Raw genomic sequence first — 14196 nt, 5'->3', positions numbered from 1 at the left:
ACGTTGTTTTTCAGAAATGACTTTCTCATCAGGGTAAAAATATGCCAAGAAAAATTCATAGATTGCTATTGTCGCTGGCGATCGCCGCCGCGCCTTTTTTCAGCCATGCCGAAGAGTCCACCTGGGATCATATTAAGCAATCGGGCGAATTACGCGTCGGCGTCGCGCAGGGGGAACCGTGGTATTTTAAAGATCCAGCCACCGGTCAGTGGAACGGCATTGGCTATAACGTGGGTAAAGTACTGGCAAAAGATTTAGGCGTAAAACTGGTGCCGGTGGAAACCACCTGGGGAAATGCGGTCGCCGCGCTGCAGGCCGGACAGATTGATACCATGCTGGTGCTGGACCCCACCGATGAACGCCGCAAAGCCGCCGACTTTTCCGACCAGCCCTTCCTCTGGTATGCGCAGGGGGTCCTGATCCGCGACGGCGTGAAGGCCGAGAGCTGGGAAGATCTCAATCGCCCGGATATTAAGATTGGCGTCACGCTCGGCAGCAGCCCGGACCTGATACTGACCAAAAAATTACCCAAAGTGCAGCTGGTGCGCTTTACCAATATGGATGAAGGCGTCGCAGCCTTCTACGCCGGACGCGTCGACGCCCTCTCGTACGTTCACCCGGCGCTGGCGCTGCAGCAGGCAAAAGTGCACAAAGGCAACCTGATTCTGCCAAAACCGATTATTGCCATCAGCACCGGCGGCGCGCTGCGCAAAGAGAGCGATCCCCGCTTCCGCAACTTTCTGAATGAAGAGTTTGCCAAAATTTACCAGTCGGGACAGAGCAAACAGTTTTATGAAGACGCCCTTAAGCTACGCGGTGTGGATATCAGCAAAGTGCCCTCGGTGATTAAAGAAGAGTGGAAATGAGCGATTAATCTCCTGGCGCGGGCAGAAGCGGCGCGATTGCCGCGCCAATGTCCGCGCAGCGTTCCATATCCAGCAGAGCGTCAATCAGCCGCGCTGCCCGCGGAGCGCTGAGGCGTGATGACAGGTTGGCCACGCATTTATCAACGATCCGCTGTTCCGGCAGCGGATTTTCTGCGCACCCCGGCGGGAAGTCGATACGCTCTCCGGCGATCGTCCTTCCCTTTAGCACAATTTCCACGCGCGCGGCGGGACGGCGATGCTGCAGCATCAGCTGTTCAAAGGTCTCATCGGCGATAATTTCAACCCGGTCAGCAAAGGCAAGGAGTGGCGCCGCGCCGCGCGTCCGATCGCTGCTCCACTGATGACGCGCGATTTTAAAAGCCAGGCAGGCTATCGCCAGCAGCAGACTGAACTGCGCATCGGTATTGCTGACGGGACGCGCGTCGGCGAAAAAACGCGCCAGGGTGAAACTCCCATAGACGCGTATCCGCTCAATCGACTCTGCCGACGGAATACGCTCCAGCAGATGCTCAAACGACGCCAGCGCCGTATGCATCCAACGGCATACCGGATAGTCTTTGAAACTGGCGTGCCTGAGCTGCCAGTGCGTCGCCAGATTCTCTGTCAGCCGTTCTGGCTGAAAGCGGTCGGAGCCTGACATCCGCCAGAACCCCTGTTCGCCATCGAGTATCGCGCGCGGCCCCACTATTCCCGCGAGGTGTAGCTCCACCGCGCGTACGCCGGCCTCTGCCGCCGGCGCATTGTAATCCTTAAACGAAACCAGTGGACGCGCCTGCCAGTTGTACTTATGCAACGTGGGCAAAGGGGTTAACGAGGCGGCCAGTCCCAGGCTATTTTCCAGCCCCGCGGCATCGCAGCCGCGCAGTAAACCATACGCCACCGCCGCCCCCAGCGATTCGTGCTGGCACACGCCATACACTTGTTGAAACCTTTCAGGACTCGGCTGCTGAGAGATAATCACGCGGCTGTTGATTTCCCAGGCCGCCACCAGAGAGGTCAGCAACGCCCCGCCGCTGACCGGCCCACCCTGGCCCACCGCGGCCAGCGCCCCGGCCACCAGCGTGGCGCCGGGATGCCCCATCCCCCGCCCGGCGACTTCAAAACCATCGTCATAATCCAGCGCGTTTATCGCAGCGGCGTTAAGGAACGCGGCGCCGCTGGCGGAGAGCGGAGTTCCACCGTCAAGCGCCACGCTTCTGCCCGTCGCGTACTGGCTCCGAATAACCCGCGCGCTTTTACGCAGCACGCTGTCTTCGCCGCCGGCAATGCCGCAGCCCAGGCTATCGATAAAATGCAGAGCGATCCTGGCTTTCACCGACGCCGGTATCGCAGCCGGAGTGAGTTCGCCGGCAAAACGCGCCAGCGTAGCGGTTAAAGAATCAAAGTTTGGCATTGCTTTCTCGCGTAAATATTTATAACCAAAAGAGATAATAGCAATGGTTTTTATTATTTAATTATCACATTTCGCTACTGCTAAGATGATGTCGTTCTAAAACCATCACCATCGTTTTGCGTTTTTCAGGGGTTCCAGAACTATGTCGTATCAATGGGATTTTGCCGCCATCTGGCCATATCGCATGCTGTTGCTGGAGGGGCTGTGGGGTACCATTCAGATCGGCGTCACCAGTATTTTATTCGGCATGCTGGCCGGCATTGCGCTGGCGTTGATGAAGGCCTCGCCGCTAACGCTCTTCCGTATGCCGGCGCTGATACTGATCGGCTTTTATCGTAATACTCCCGCGATTGTCCACTTCTTCTGGATCTACTACGCTCTGCCAATCGTCAGCCCGCTGACGCTCTCGCCGTTCGCTGCCGCTGTACTGGCGCTCTCCGCCCAGTCGGCCGCGTTTTATGCCGAAGTTTACCGCGGCGGCATCCAGTCGATCGGCGCCGGACAATGGGAAGGGGCGAAGGCGTTGGGCATGTCGCGCGCCACCGCGCTCCGACGGGTTATTTTCCCTCAGGCGCTGCGCAGCATGATTCCTCCTTTCCTTGAGCGTTCTTTCGAACTGCTCAAATCCACCGCCCTTGCTTCGTCTCTGGCATACAGCGAGCTGCTGTATCAGGCGATGCAAATCAACAGTCAGACTTACCGGCCCCTGGAAGTGTATTCGCTCATCGCGGTGATGTACTTCACCCTGCTGCTGATTATCAGCCAGGGCAGCCGGCTGCTTGAACGACGCCTTGCCGTCTCCGACACACGTTAACGAGAGAACAACCATGCATTATCAGTGGGACTTTTCCCTTGTCTGGCAAAACTTGCCGGTACTGCTGAAGGGACTGGGCGTTACGCTGGAGCTATGGCTGCTGGCGGGAATTGTCGGCACGCTGCTCGGACTTGCCGTTGGCGTCGTCCGTGCCCGCGGGCCGCGCTTTTTTTATCCCCTTACCAGCGCCTTTGTCGAGGTGTTCCGCAATACGCCGGTGCTTATCCAGCTCATCTGGTTCTACTATGCCTTTCCGGTGCTGGTGGGCATTCAGTTTTCCACTTTTGGCGCCGCCGCGCTGGCGTTAACCCTATACACCGCCGCCTACAGCACCGAAATTTTTCGCGCCGGGCTACAGTCCATCGAACGCGGACAGTGGGAAGGGGCAAAAGCCTTAGGCATGCCGCCGGGCGTGATGCTACGGCGCATCATCCTGCCGCAGGTATTTCGCCGTATGCTGCCAGCCCTGACAAACCGCATGATTGAACTGGCGAAGGTGACCTCCCTGGCCTCGATTCTCACGGTTAATGAACTGATGTATCAGGGCAGGCTGCTAAGCAGTACCTGGTATCGCCCGGTGGAGATTTTCACCGTCGTCGCCCTGCTCTATTTTGTGCTGATCTGGCCCGGAAGTTACCTGGCGGCACGACTGGAGCGCCGCTACCGTCCACATCCTTAATTTGATGAGAAAGGCCATGTCAGAGAAAAAAGTCGTCATGCGGATACGCGCCCTGTACAAACGCTTTGGTGCGCAAAGCGTGTTACAGGGCATCGATTTAGATATCTATGCCGGTGAGAAAATCGCCATCATTGGCGGCAGCGGCTCGGGTAAGAGCACCCTGCTGCGCTGTCTGAACTTTATGGAAATACCCAGCGCTGGCACCGTAGAACTGGACGGCGTTACCCTCGGTAAAATCGACAGCCGCGGTCAGCGGCGCTATAGCGAAAAACAGCTGAGCGATGTTCGCCAGCGCGTGGGGATGGTGTTTCAGCAATTTAATCTCTTCCCGCATCTGACGGTACTGCAAAATGTCAGCGAAGCCCTGATATCGGTGAAAAAGATGCGTCGCGAAGAGGCGATGCGCATTGCCCGCGCGCAGCTGGAAAAAGTGGGGCTCGGCCATAAGCATCAGGCCTGGCCCGGCAGCCTGTCCGGCGGTCAACAGCAGCGCGTCGCGATTGCTCGCGCCCTGGCAATGACGCCAGAGATAATATTGTTCGATGAGCCCACCTCGTCCCTCGACCCTGAACTCGTGGGGGAAGTCCTGCATACCATCCGTGAACTGGCAGATGAGGGACGGACGCTGCTGCTGGTCACTCATGAGCTGGGCTTTGCCTGGCATTTCGCCGATCGGGTGATTTTTATCGAAAACGGCGTGATTCATGAAATGGGCACCGCGGAAGAGGTGCTGCGCCATCCGCGCCAACCGCGCACCCAGGCCTTCCTTTCCCGTTTCGCTGAACGGGCATTTTAACCGCAAGGAAACATGATGAGTTTAGCTCTCTCCGGTCAAAGCAGTCAGGCGTACCTGCAGGATACGCGCAACGACAATGTGCAAGTGTACGTCAACGGCGAATTCGTTCATCGCGATCGCGCCACGGTTTCCGTTTTCGATTCCGGCTACGTCTGCGGCGACGGGGTCTGGGAGGGGCTGCGGCTGGTAAACGGCAAGCTGATCGCCCTTCAGGCGCATCTCGATCGCCTGTTTGCCGGGGCAGCCGCTATCCAGCTCAATATCGGCCATAGTCCTGAGGAGCTAACCGATATTATGTACAACACGCTGAAGATCAACGGTATGACGGACGGCGCCCATCTGCGGCTCATGATCACCCGCGGCAAAAAGCGCACGCCAAATCAGGACCCGCGCTTTATCCTCGGCGGCGCCACTATCGTCTGCGTGGCGGAATATAAGGTTGTTGATGAACAAGCCAAACGGCGCGGCCTTGCCCTGTTCACCTCGACCTATCGTACCAGCGCGCCGGATGTTTTCGATTTGCGTCTTAATTCCCACAGCCGCCTGAATTTGATTCAGGCGCTATTGCAGGCGCTGGATGCCGGCGCAGATGAAGCGCTGATGCTGGACCCTCATGGTTTTGTCGCCAGTTGCAATTCCACCAACTTTTTTATCATACGCCAGGGCGAGCTGTGGACCTCAAACGGCCTGTACTGCTTTAACGGTATTACCCGCCGCACGATCTTGTCACTGGCGCGCCAGCAGGGCCTCGGCGTACAGGAAAGATCCTTTACCCTTGCCGAAGCATTCACTGCGGACGAAGCTTTTGTCACCGGAACGCTGGCAGGTATTACCCCGGTAAGCAGGCTCGACGGCAGGCGCTTCGACCTCAACGAAAATCCCGTGACCCAACGCATCAGCGGCTGGTATCAGGACTATTTACAGCAGGAGGAGTCGCCGCCCGCCGACAATCGCTGGACGAAAAAAAACCCGCAGAGATAGCGCGGGTCGATTCAAGTGCAAATCCATTGACTGCAAATAACATCACAATAACCGAGCGTTATTTTATGACTTGCATCACAAAAACATCACCCCCTGTTCGGGGGGGATGCTAGCTTCTCCCCGGTATCTCTTTATCCGTCCCGAGCGCAACGTGAAGGGCATAAGGGGCATGAAATAGCGACGCCTGCGCATTTCTGCTTCATGCTCAACTGAGATGGTCTGAGGATTTTTGCTTTTTTCGAGGCCGGATGTAAGAATCGACGAACGTTTTTGATGGGTCAACGCGTTCACTCATGCCGCCCACCGCAGGGGCATGGATATTGGCTATCGGGATAACATTGCGCCTGCATCGTTGCGATACCCGCCCGCCATATCAAATGATGACTGCTATCTACCAGAGCCCCCCTGTATTACTGCATTCAACGGGAAACAGTATGAAGCCAAAACAAGCGGAAATTATCCGCCATTCTATGTCCCTGTTTAACAAAGAGGGGTATCAGTCGCCGAGTATTGACCGGATTTCGGAGAATGCGGGCATCTCCAAAATGACGTTCTACCGCTACTATCCGGATAAAGAGGCGCTCATTCTTGATATTTTACAGCAGAAAGAGTGTGATTTTATGCAGGCGCTGCAGGACATTACCGCGGATAAACCCACGGGGCGTGAAAAGCTGTTTGCCGTCTTTGAATACTACAATAACTGGTTCACCTGTGCGGATTTTCACGGCTGCATGTTCACCCGCGCCCTGTTTGAATACGGGACCTCGTCTCCCGCTATCCGGACGATATGTTCACAGTTTAAATCGCGCCTCTACAAGTTTTTCCGCGACATCCTCATCGGACTATTAAAACCAGAGCCTGCGGAACGGGTGGCGATGATGATGCTTATGCTGATTGATGGCGCGATTGCCGCCCAACAGGCCGAGTCATCGGAATGCCGGGAGATCCCTCCCGGTATAACGGCCTGGAGCGCGGCAAAAGCGCTTATTTATTCAGAGGGCGGTACTCTCTGATTCGCGGTCAGCGAGCGTGCGTAACGCCTCCAGCAGACAATCGTAATAATCGCAGCAAGTCTGAAGACGCAGCGCTGCGCCAGAGTAGACCTCTTCCAGCGCAGCCGGATTTTTATTGCCGATCGGCACGATAACGTTATTCAGCCATCCATCCGCGTGGCCGATATCAACCTCGATATGCTCTGAGTAATAATGGACGTCGCGATCCGATAGCCCAATACGGCGGCAACCTGTCACCAGCTTCTGGTACTGCGGCGGATCCAACAGTTCCGTCATCGCCATGACGCCAAGCGATTTGTAGTAATGCTGACGGTTAACGCCGCCCAACATAAACGCATTGTAGCCAGCGAGTCCCTGCCAGTCGTACAGATGGGCGAAATGATTTTCAGGCAACGCAATATCCCTTCGCTTCAGTAAATCCTTATACAGATTAACGTGCGTGATCTCCTGGCTGCCCTGGCCTATTTCATCCCAGAGATTCTGGGCAATCTCTGCGCGCGTTTCCGGCAGAGAACCGACCAGCCCCATTGCCACCAGATCGAAAAACAGCAGATTCAGCGCGCTATCGCTTTTGAAGAAATAGTCGATTTGCGTAGCGGAAGCGGAAGAAGCGAGAAAATCAAACAGAGGATGGTGCGAGGCCGGGTGTTTCTGACAGAGGTCACGAAGTTCCTCAACGATATTGCCGGCGTTAAGCGCAGGTGCCGGGAAAGCGAACCGTTTTTTTTCCACCCGAAGCCATTCTGTCTCGATGTAGCTTCTGATCCCGCAGAGCAAGGGATGGAACTGGTTTTTTGCCGCCGCCGATAGCGGCTCCGCCAGCCAAGCCTGGTACAGTTTAAACAGCGCGCCGTGGGCACGCTTTTTAGCCTGCGGGTCGTTGGCGGTAAAAGCCTTGATGCAGGTGTTTTCAGTCAGGTACCAGACTCTGTCGGCCAGTAGCGGATTAGCCGTAAGTTTTAGTGAAAGCGCGTTGCTGTGGAGAAGCTGATCAATCATGTCATCCAGAGAGAGCCTGGCCATTGCGGAATGCGGTTCGTTCCCGGTGAAACCATTTTCTGTCTTACGCATCGATTTATCCCTGTATAAAGCATGGTATAGATACGTTATCGTACAGATATATATGCTGCAATCAGATTTTTTGCACATGCGTAACAAAGTTTTAATTATTTGTTTTTTAAATAAAAAATAGCAAAAACCCAAAATAACAATAAAATTTAATTGATATATTAAAAAAAATAAAGTTACCATTTAGTACAGTTCGAAGCGATGCAAGGAATCAGCATGCCTTACCTGTTACTCACGCTGGCGGCCCTGTTTTGGGGAGGGAATTATGTCGTAGGGCATATTCTCGTTCAGGGCGCGGACCCGATCCTGATGACCGAAGCGAGATGGGCGTTGACCGCGATACTGTTGGTATTGCTCTATCAGCGGCAAATCCGCGACAGTCGGCTGCTGTTTCGCCAAAATGCGCCAACGCTGCTGATCTTAACGCTGTGCGGGCAGGTAAGTTTTCCCTTAACTCTCTATATTGGCCTGCAGTCGACTTCGGCGCTGAACGCAGCGATTTACATGTCTGCGACCCCCTGCATGGTGCTTATTATTAATCGGCTGATTTTCCGTGACCGGGTGTCGGCGCGTAACTGGTGGGGAGTGCTCTTTAGCACCGCAGGCGTCCTGCTGCTGCTTCTGCACGGCAACCTGACCAGCGCAGAGGGGCTAAAAGGCTTCAGCCAGGGAGATCTGTGGGCAATGGGGTCCGCACTAAGCTGGGCGGTATATTGCTCTCTGTTACGTAACAAAGATCGTCGTATCCCCGCCAACGCTTTCGTCGCCGTCAGTTCGCTTCTCGGCGCCCTTATTCTGCTTCCGGTGGTGATTTTCTGGCTGTGGCGGCACCCCGCTACCTCATTCGCTTCGTACCACGATATCTCTTTCCTGACCGGACTGGCGTACCTGGTTATTTTCCCCTCGTGGCTGGCCTACTTATTCTGGAATAAAGGCATCGCGGCCATTGGCGCCACTCGCGGGGAAATTTATACCCATATTATTCCGCTGTCTGGCGGCATATTAAGCATTCTGTTTTTACACACCCAGCCGCACCTCTATCACTTACTGAGCACGCTGCTAATTTTGACCGGGATCGCGATTTGTTCACTCGCTAAAAAAACAGCGGCGCATTAATTAATAATAACGCCACATTGTAATCCATATTAACCGAAGAGTTTAACATGCTCAGGATATACTTATACCTTATTCTCGCCGCATCGGTTTCCGCGCTGGCAACAGATATGATCGTGCCGGCGCTGCCCCTGTTACAAAAAGCGTTCCACAGCGATTATTCATCTATTCAGTTAACCATTAGCGGTTTTCTGGTGATATACGCCTGTAGCCAATTATTATCAGGGTTTATCGGCGAAAAACTGGGTAAATTACGCGTGCTGACGGCCAGCTTTTTGCTTTTCCTGGCAGGGAGCCTCCTCTGTTTTATTTCCGATAGTTTATCAATGCTGTTGGCCGGTAGGGCATTACAGGCCGTGGGCGCCGGGGCAGGACCGGTTCTGTCTAAAGCCATCGCCAAAGAGACTTTTTCTCCTCTGACGCTCAAGCGCGCCCTTTCCGATATTTCTTCCGCCAGCGCGGTGGTTCCGCTTATTGCACCGCTGGCCGGCGCCGCGATCCTCGGCCATTTGAGCTGGAACCATATCTTCCTCGTTATGGCCCTGTTTAGCGTCGTTACCCTCCTGCTGTCTCCGCGCCGCCTTGGGCATCGCGATAGCGCTGCGGCGCCCTCTTCTTCCGGGTTTATCACGCCGGCATTTATCCAGGGAACACTTCTGGTTTCACTGATCCTGAGTTCGCTGTTTTGCTATATCTCGCTGTCGCCAGCCATTTTTATGCAGCAGCTTGGGCTGAGCACAATGCACTACTCACTGCTGTTTTCCGCTTCCGTTTTATTTTTTATTATTGGCAATCAGTTCTCAAAATTTGAGCGCATAAATAATCCCTGGATTTTGTTTATCATGAATGCGCTGGCGGTCTCTCCATTTATTATCGGTTGCCACTCACTCATATTATGCATCGCTGGATCGATGATTTTTAATTTCAGCCTTGGCGCCTATTACCCGACCGCCAACTTTATCGCACTGCAAATCAAAGGTACTAAAACCGGTATTGCGGCATCAGTCACCGGTTTTATTCAAACAGTCTGCGCCGGCGCCATCAGCTATTTCGCTGTAAAACTCACGGATACCGGCCTGGGGTTTGACAGAACCCTCGGCACGAGCACGTTAACGCTGGCAATTTTATCTCTTCTGGTAGTCACGACAATGAAGGTAACGCAATGGAAAACTGGCAAAAAAGGAAAATAGATAGATCGCTAAAATATCAAACCAGGGTGTTCTCTGAACATATTAATGAACTGGTGGTAGCCAAAAGGGATGGCAAGGTCATTACCCTCGACGATGGCAGAAAAATGGTGGAATTTGTCTCATGTTCCTATCTTGGGCTGGAGACTCATCCGACGCTGAAAAAAGCGGTTATCGACGCGATTGAGCGTTTTGGCGTGCAGGTTTCCGTCGCCAGAACGCGGGTAAAAGTCGATCTGTTCCCGCAGCTGGAAGCGCGACTGAACCAAATCATGCATGGAGCTCATACCCTGACGTTTAACGCGGTGACGCCCTGCCATATCGCGGTATTACCGCTGCTGGCGTCCGGAACGCTGCCGCATTTTACGTTCAGTAAAAAACCCTATTTTATTATGGAGAAGACCGCCCACGCGACGCTGCAAATCAACCGTGGTCTTTTACAGCAGTTCGGGGACGTCGTCAGAATTGATTTCCAGGATACGGCGCGGATCGAAGAGGCCTTTCGCTATGCCGCCAGCCAGGGACTGACGCCGATCTCGGTATCAGACAGCGTAGGCTCCATGGGCGGAGTCGCCCCGGTCGCGCAGATTGTCCGCCTGGCGCATCAGTATGACGGCTACGCATATATAGACGATGCGCATGGCACCTCTATCTACGGCGACTACGGTTCGGGATATGTGATGGCATGCCTAGGCCATCGGCTTGACGAGCGTATTATTATCGCCGGATCGCTGTCTAAAGCATTTGGCTCGCACGGCGGATTTATCGCCTGTCACGCCGCAGAGACCATCAATTTTATTAAGACCTACGGCACAACCTACGCCTTTGGCGGACCGCCGTCATTACCAGGGATTGCCGCCTGCGTAGCCGCCGCCGACCTCCACCTGGACGGCACCGTCGCCGCCCGCCAGGAGAAGCTACAGAACGTTATTCGCTATTTTGACGAAGTTTTCGGCAAGACCGAAATCGTTAACCGGGGCACCACGATGCCGATTCGGGGGATCCTGATTGGTAACGAAGATCTCGCCATCACGATGTGCAAAAAGCTGCACGATCGCGGCTTCGCGACGACCGTGGCGATGTATCCGACCGTTGAAGAAGGGCACGCCATTTTGCGCTGCGCGTTGTCTGCTCTCCACGAGAGCGGGCAAATCGACGACTTCTATCGAAACTTCAGAGAGTCACTGGCTGAAGCCACGAGATAAATAGCTGCTGCCGGCCTGCTTCGTCAGGCCGCTTACGGACACTCATTCATATGAAAGGAACAGGGTTCCCTCTGCGCGGAACGTCTCTCATGGTGGCGACCATTATCGGCGGCGGCATGTTCGCGTTGCCGATCGCGTTCGTCCACGTATGGTTTTTAAAAGGCCTGCTGATCCTGTCGGCGACGGGCATATTGATGCTGATGACGGGGCTAATCCTCGTTGACATCACGATGCGATTTCCTCCCGGCGCCAGCTTTCATACTTTCACCAACGCGCTGCTCGGCCCCGCCGCTAGCGTTATCATCGGGATAGCCTTCTGCTTTGTGCTCTACCTACTGACCTACGCGTACATCTCAGGCGCCGCGTCAATATTACGCGATCTCTTACCGCCCGCTGCCAGGGACCGCAGCTGGCTGCCGATAATTCTGCTGTCGCTGACGACCTCGGCGATCCTGTGGGCAGGCGGCAGATTACCCGGCTATATCCTTTCAGGCCTTATCGCCGCCAAGTTCACCCTGTTTTTTCTGCTGTTCGCCGGTGCCGCGGGTGGCGTAAAGCCGCTCAGATTGTTCGACATCTCCGCCAGCACGCCGCTCGGGTATTACCTGCCGATCGTGCCGGTCTGTATTATCGCTTTTGGCTTTCATGGCAGCGTGCCCTCCCTGAGCAGAATGTACAGACGGGATAATCATCGCGCGGTTACCCGCTCTCTCTATTACGGCTTTGCGGTTTCGCTGATCGTCTACGCCTTCTGGCTGACGCTGACCATGGGCGCACTCACGCCTCAGGCGATCCAGCATGTCAGCGACCAGGGCGGGAACATCGGGGCCTTTATTACCGCCCTTAATATCCACCAGACCACCTCGGCGACCCGTATGACGCTGGTCTCCTTTGGGTGTATTGCCGTTTTAGCCTCACTGATGTCGGCCTCAATCGGCTTGAGTGATTATCTTGAGGATATACTGAATAAAATCAGCCGCCGGGGATCGCGTCCGCTGGCAATATTTCTGACCTATTTCCCTCCCGCCCTGGCCTGTATTTTCGCCCCGCAAGGATTTTTATCTGCTCTGGCCTTTGCCGGCATTTCACTGGTGCTATGGAGTATATTATTGCCGCCTTATTTACTCATTAATGCCAGGCGTTCCGCCCTACCGCCGGTATATATTTTCCCGGCCAGCAATGTCCTTCTGAAAATGATAATTATCGTCGGCGCCCTACTCTGGCTACTGATGATTTACGCTTTTCTTGAGTAGATATGCATCGCCATGACTGTAAAAAATGCTTCAGCTGGGCCATCAAATCCCGGTACGGACGACAAACGGCAAAAAGCCTGAGCATGGGAAACCCTTAATCAGCTCCCGAATACTCAGACCCGTGACCAAAAAAAGAGCGGTCATCATTCAGGGGGCCAGGCTTCTGAGAATCAACGAGGAGAGAATGACCGCCGCCGTCGGCGCCGTTTCGAGGTTAAACTGCAGCTGAACAGGGTTAATGAAGGGGCACATCACCATGTATATCGCATAGGTTGCCTCGTCAAGAGGGGTTTTCCTCTCAAACTCGCCGGCCTGCCTGCCTTCGACAACGATGCTTTCAATCAGCTTTAACAGGCGTTCCGCATACCTTTCCGTTGAAGGCCACTTATCCCGCGAGGCGACGGCGGCAATGTCGTAGAGCTTACGATCGTGGAAAAACAGTTCGCTTCCCGCTTCGGTGAGCGCGCGAAAGAGGCGGCGTAATTTTTCGCTGGCTGATGGCGCATCCGCCACCGCTGCAAGTACCGCCGTCATGATCGTCTCCAGGCGGTTAGCGCAAATAACTTCGCCGATAGCCTGTTTGGAATCGAAAAACTTATAGATGTAGGCCTTTGAAAAACCGATAGATTTAGCTAATTCCGCTACGGTGGTTTTTTCGTAGCCGTAATGCCCGAAATGCTCAAATGCGGCGTTGACGATTTGCTCCCGGACGCTGTGATCGAGTGGGCCACGTGCTGATGGTACGTTCATATTCTTAGTCATTCTGTTAGCTTAACGTGATGGTCTTTGATTGACAAATAGTGACCATTTTATCATTCAGCCACAATTTCGCTTGATGCAAGGTCGTGCAAAATTGTATCAGACAAAATCCTCTGCCAACAAAAGCATCGGCTCCCCCCGATACAACTTTATTTCAACCACACCACAGATTTGAATAAGCGGTAAACATCACCTCGCCGCCTGCTGTTCAGAAAGGTATTTTTGCCGCCATTTAGCCGGAGACACGCCGTGCATTTTCTTAAAAGCCTTAGAAAAATGCAGCTGATTTTCATAGCCTACGGAAATGCCCACCACTTTAATCGCCGTATTGCTGTTTTTGAGAAGGCTGACGGCGATGCTCATCCGGAAATTGAGCAAATACGCCTTGGGACCTATACCGTAGGCGCTTTTGAACAACCGACAAAGGTAGCTGCGGTTGATATTACAGTATGCGGCCAGGCTCTCAACGCTCAGAGGTTCGTGGTAGCGATTTTCAATTTTTTTGATCGCCTTTTGCAGGTGCCTGGTCTTGTCATCACGGAGAGGAGCCCTTTGATCATGCGTATTGCTGATTAAGGTCGAAAAGAAGAGATAGCACAGCCCCTGCACCTTCAGCCGGTGTTCATCGCCATGTTCGACAATTTGCCGCAGGTAGCCGAGGGCGCTGACGTTGTCTTTATTCAGGTTGGGCCGGTAAATCGGTGATTGCCGGCTCAGATGGCACTCCGCGAAAATTCTGGCGGCGATCAGCCCATCGACCTCAAGCCACATATAATGCCACGGATCTTTTTTATCCGCGCAGTAGGTGGTCACATCATGGGGGTGGATCAAAAACCCCTCCCCCGCGACGACAGGAAAAGCGCCGGATTCACTGTAAAAGGTGCCGGTTCCACTTATCACATAATGAAATAGGTAATGCTGGCGAACAGCGGGGCCATAACGGTGCCCCTTATGACAACTCTCCTCGCCGTACTGGTACAAGTTCAATTCGATATTGTCGGTATGATTGAGGGTAAAAGTCTTGTGCATCAGTAACTCGCGCTTTTTT

The 14196-nt window shown here is 54.0% G+C and carries 14 protein-coding genes; 10 read left to right on the top strand and 4 right to left on the bottom strand.

Going from position 1 to position 14196, the window contains the following annotated elements:
• The first annotated feature begins 41 nt into the window (after window positions 1-41).
• Window positions 42-866, top strand: a complete 825-nt coding sequence (locus KOSB73_RS12770) for a transporter substrate-binding domain-containing protein (protein ID WP_098140561.1) — start codon at window positions 42-44, stop codon at window positions 864-866.
• 4 nt (window positions 867-870) lie between these two features.
• On the opposite strand, the gene KOSB73_RS12765 is transcribed toward KOSB73_RS12770, so the two are convergent.
• The gene (locus KOSB73_RS12765) at window positions 871-2280 is read right to left on the bottom strand and encodes an MmgE/PrpD family protein (protein WP_098140560.1); all 1410 of its coding nucleotides are present in this window, start codon (window positions 2278-2280) and stop codon (window positions 871-873) included.
• Window positions 2281-2422: 142 nt separating this feature from the next.
• On the opposite strand from KOSB73_RS12765, the gene KOSB73_RS12760 reads away from it, so the two are divergent.
• From KOSB73_RS12760 to KOSB73_RS12740, 5 genes are all read left to right on the top strand, one after another.
• Complete coding sequence (locus tag KOSB73_RS12760) at window positions 2423-3094, top strand: amino acid ABC transporter permease (protein WP_024359630.1); 672 nt, start codon at window positions 2423-2425, stop codon at window positions 3092-3094.
• A gap of 13 nt (window positions 3095-3107) precedes the next feature.
• Window positions 3108-3773, top strand: coding sequence for an amino acid ABC transporter permease (locus tag KOSB73_RS12755; RefSeq protein ID WP_004871476.1), 666 nt, complete (start codon window positions 3108-3110; stop codon window positions 3771-3773).
• Window positions 3774-3789: 16 nt separating this feature from the next.
• Window positions 3790-4569 carry an amino acid ABC transporter ATP-binding protein gene (locus KOSB73_RS12750; protein WP_024359631.1) on the top strand — a complete coding sequence of 260 codons (780 nt, stop codon included), beginning with the start codon at window positions 3790-3792 and terminating at the stop codon, window positions 4567-4569.
• A gap of 15 nt (window positions 4570-4584) precedes the next feature.
• Window positions 4585-5550, top strand: coding sequence for an aminotransferase class IV (locus KOSB73_RS12745; RefSeq protein ID WP_004871480.1), 966 nt, complete (start codon window positions 4585-4587; stop codon window positions 5548-5550).
• Between the two features lie 434 nt (window positions 5551-5984).
• Window positions 5985-6563: a TetR/AcrR family transcriptional regulator gene (locus KOSB73_RS12740; protein ID WP_049085433.1), complete on the top strand. Its 579-nt coding sequence runs from the start codon at window positions 5985-5987 to the stop codon at window positions 6561-6563.
• Here KOSB73_RS12740 and KOSB73_RS12735 read toward each other — a convergent pair.
• Window positions 6543-7634, bottom strand: coding sequence for an iron-containing redox enzyme family protein (locus KOSB73_RS12735; protein ID WP_004871485.1), 1092 nt, complete (start codon window positions 7632-7634; stop codon window positions 6543-6545). The genes KOSB73_RS12740 and KOSB73_RS12735 overlap by 21 nt on opposite strands.
• Before the next feature lie 213 nt (window positions 7635-7847).
• On the opposite strand from KOSB73_RS12735, the gene KOSB73_RS12730 reads away from it, so the two are divergent.
• The 4 genes from KOSB73_RS12730 to KOSB73_RS12715 are packed head-to-tail and all read left to right on the top strand — an operon-like array spanning window position 7848 to window position 12389.
• The gene (locus tag KOSB73_RS12730) at window positions 7848-8747 is read left to right on the top strand and encodes a DMT family transporter (protein ID WP_004871486.1); all 900 of its coding nucleotides are present in this window, start codon (window positions 7848-7850) and stop codon (window positions 8745-8747) included.
• A 47-nt stretch (window positions 8748-8794) separates the two neighbouring features.
• Window positions 8795-9934, top strand: coding sequence for an MFS transporter (locus KOSB73_RS12725; RefSeq protein WP_049085432.1), 1140 nt, complete (start codon window positions 8795-8797; stop codon window positions 9932-9934).
• Window positions 9907-11136, top strand: coding sequence for an 8-amino-7-oxononanoate synthase family protein (locus KOSB73_RS12720; protein ID WP_004871491.1), 1230 nt, complete (start codon window positions 9907-9909; stop codon window positions 11134-11136). Before KOSB73_RS12725 ends, KOSB73_RS12720 begins: the two co-directional genes overlap by 28 nt.
• Window positions 11137-11186: 50 nt before the next feature.
• Window positions 11187-12389, top strand: coding sequence for an aromatic amino acid transport family protein (locus KOSB73_RS12715; protein ID WP_074168733.1), 1203 nt, complete (start codon window positions 11187-11189; stop codon window positions 12387-12389).
• A gap of 147 nt (window positions 12390-12536) precedes the next feature.
• Here the strand turns inward: KOSB73_RS12715 and KOSB73_RS12710 are convergent, their stop codons facing one another.
• The gene (locus KOSB73_RS12710; protein WP_004871494.1) at window positions 12537-13151 is read right to left on the bottom strand and encodes a TetR/AcrR family transcriptional regulator; all 615 of its coding nucleotides are present in this window, start codon (window positions 13149-13151) and stop codon (window positions 12537-12539) included.
• A gap of 186 nt (window positions 13152-13337) precedes the next feature.
• On the bottom strand, window positions 13338-14177 hold the full coding sequence (locus KOSB73_RS12705; RefSeq protein ID WP_049085439.1) for an AraC family transcriptional regulator: 840 nt from the start codon (window positions 14175-14177) through the stop codon (window positions 13338-13340).
• Window positions 14178-14196 lie beyond the last annotated feature (19 nt).

It is taken from the genome of Klebsiella grimontii (assembly GCF_900200035.1).
Classification (GTDB): Bacteria; Pseudomonadota; Gammaproteobacteria; order Enterobacterales; family Enterobacteriaceae; genus Klebsiella; species Klebsiella grimontii.
Note: the sequence above shows the minus strand (reverse complement) of the source record. Positions and strands in the feature narration are given on the sequence as shown.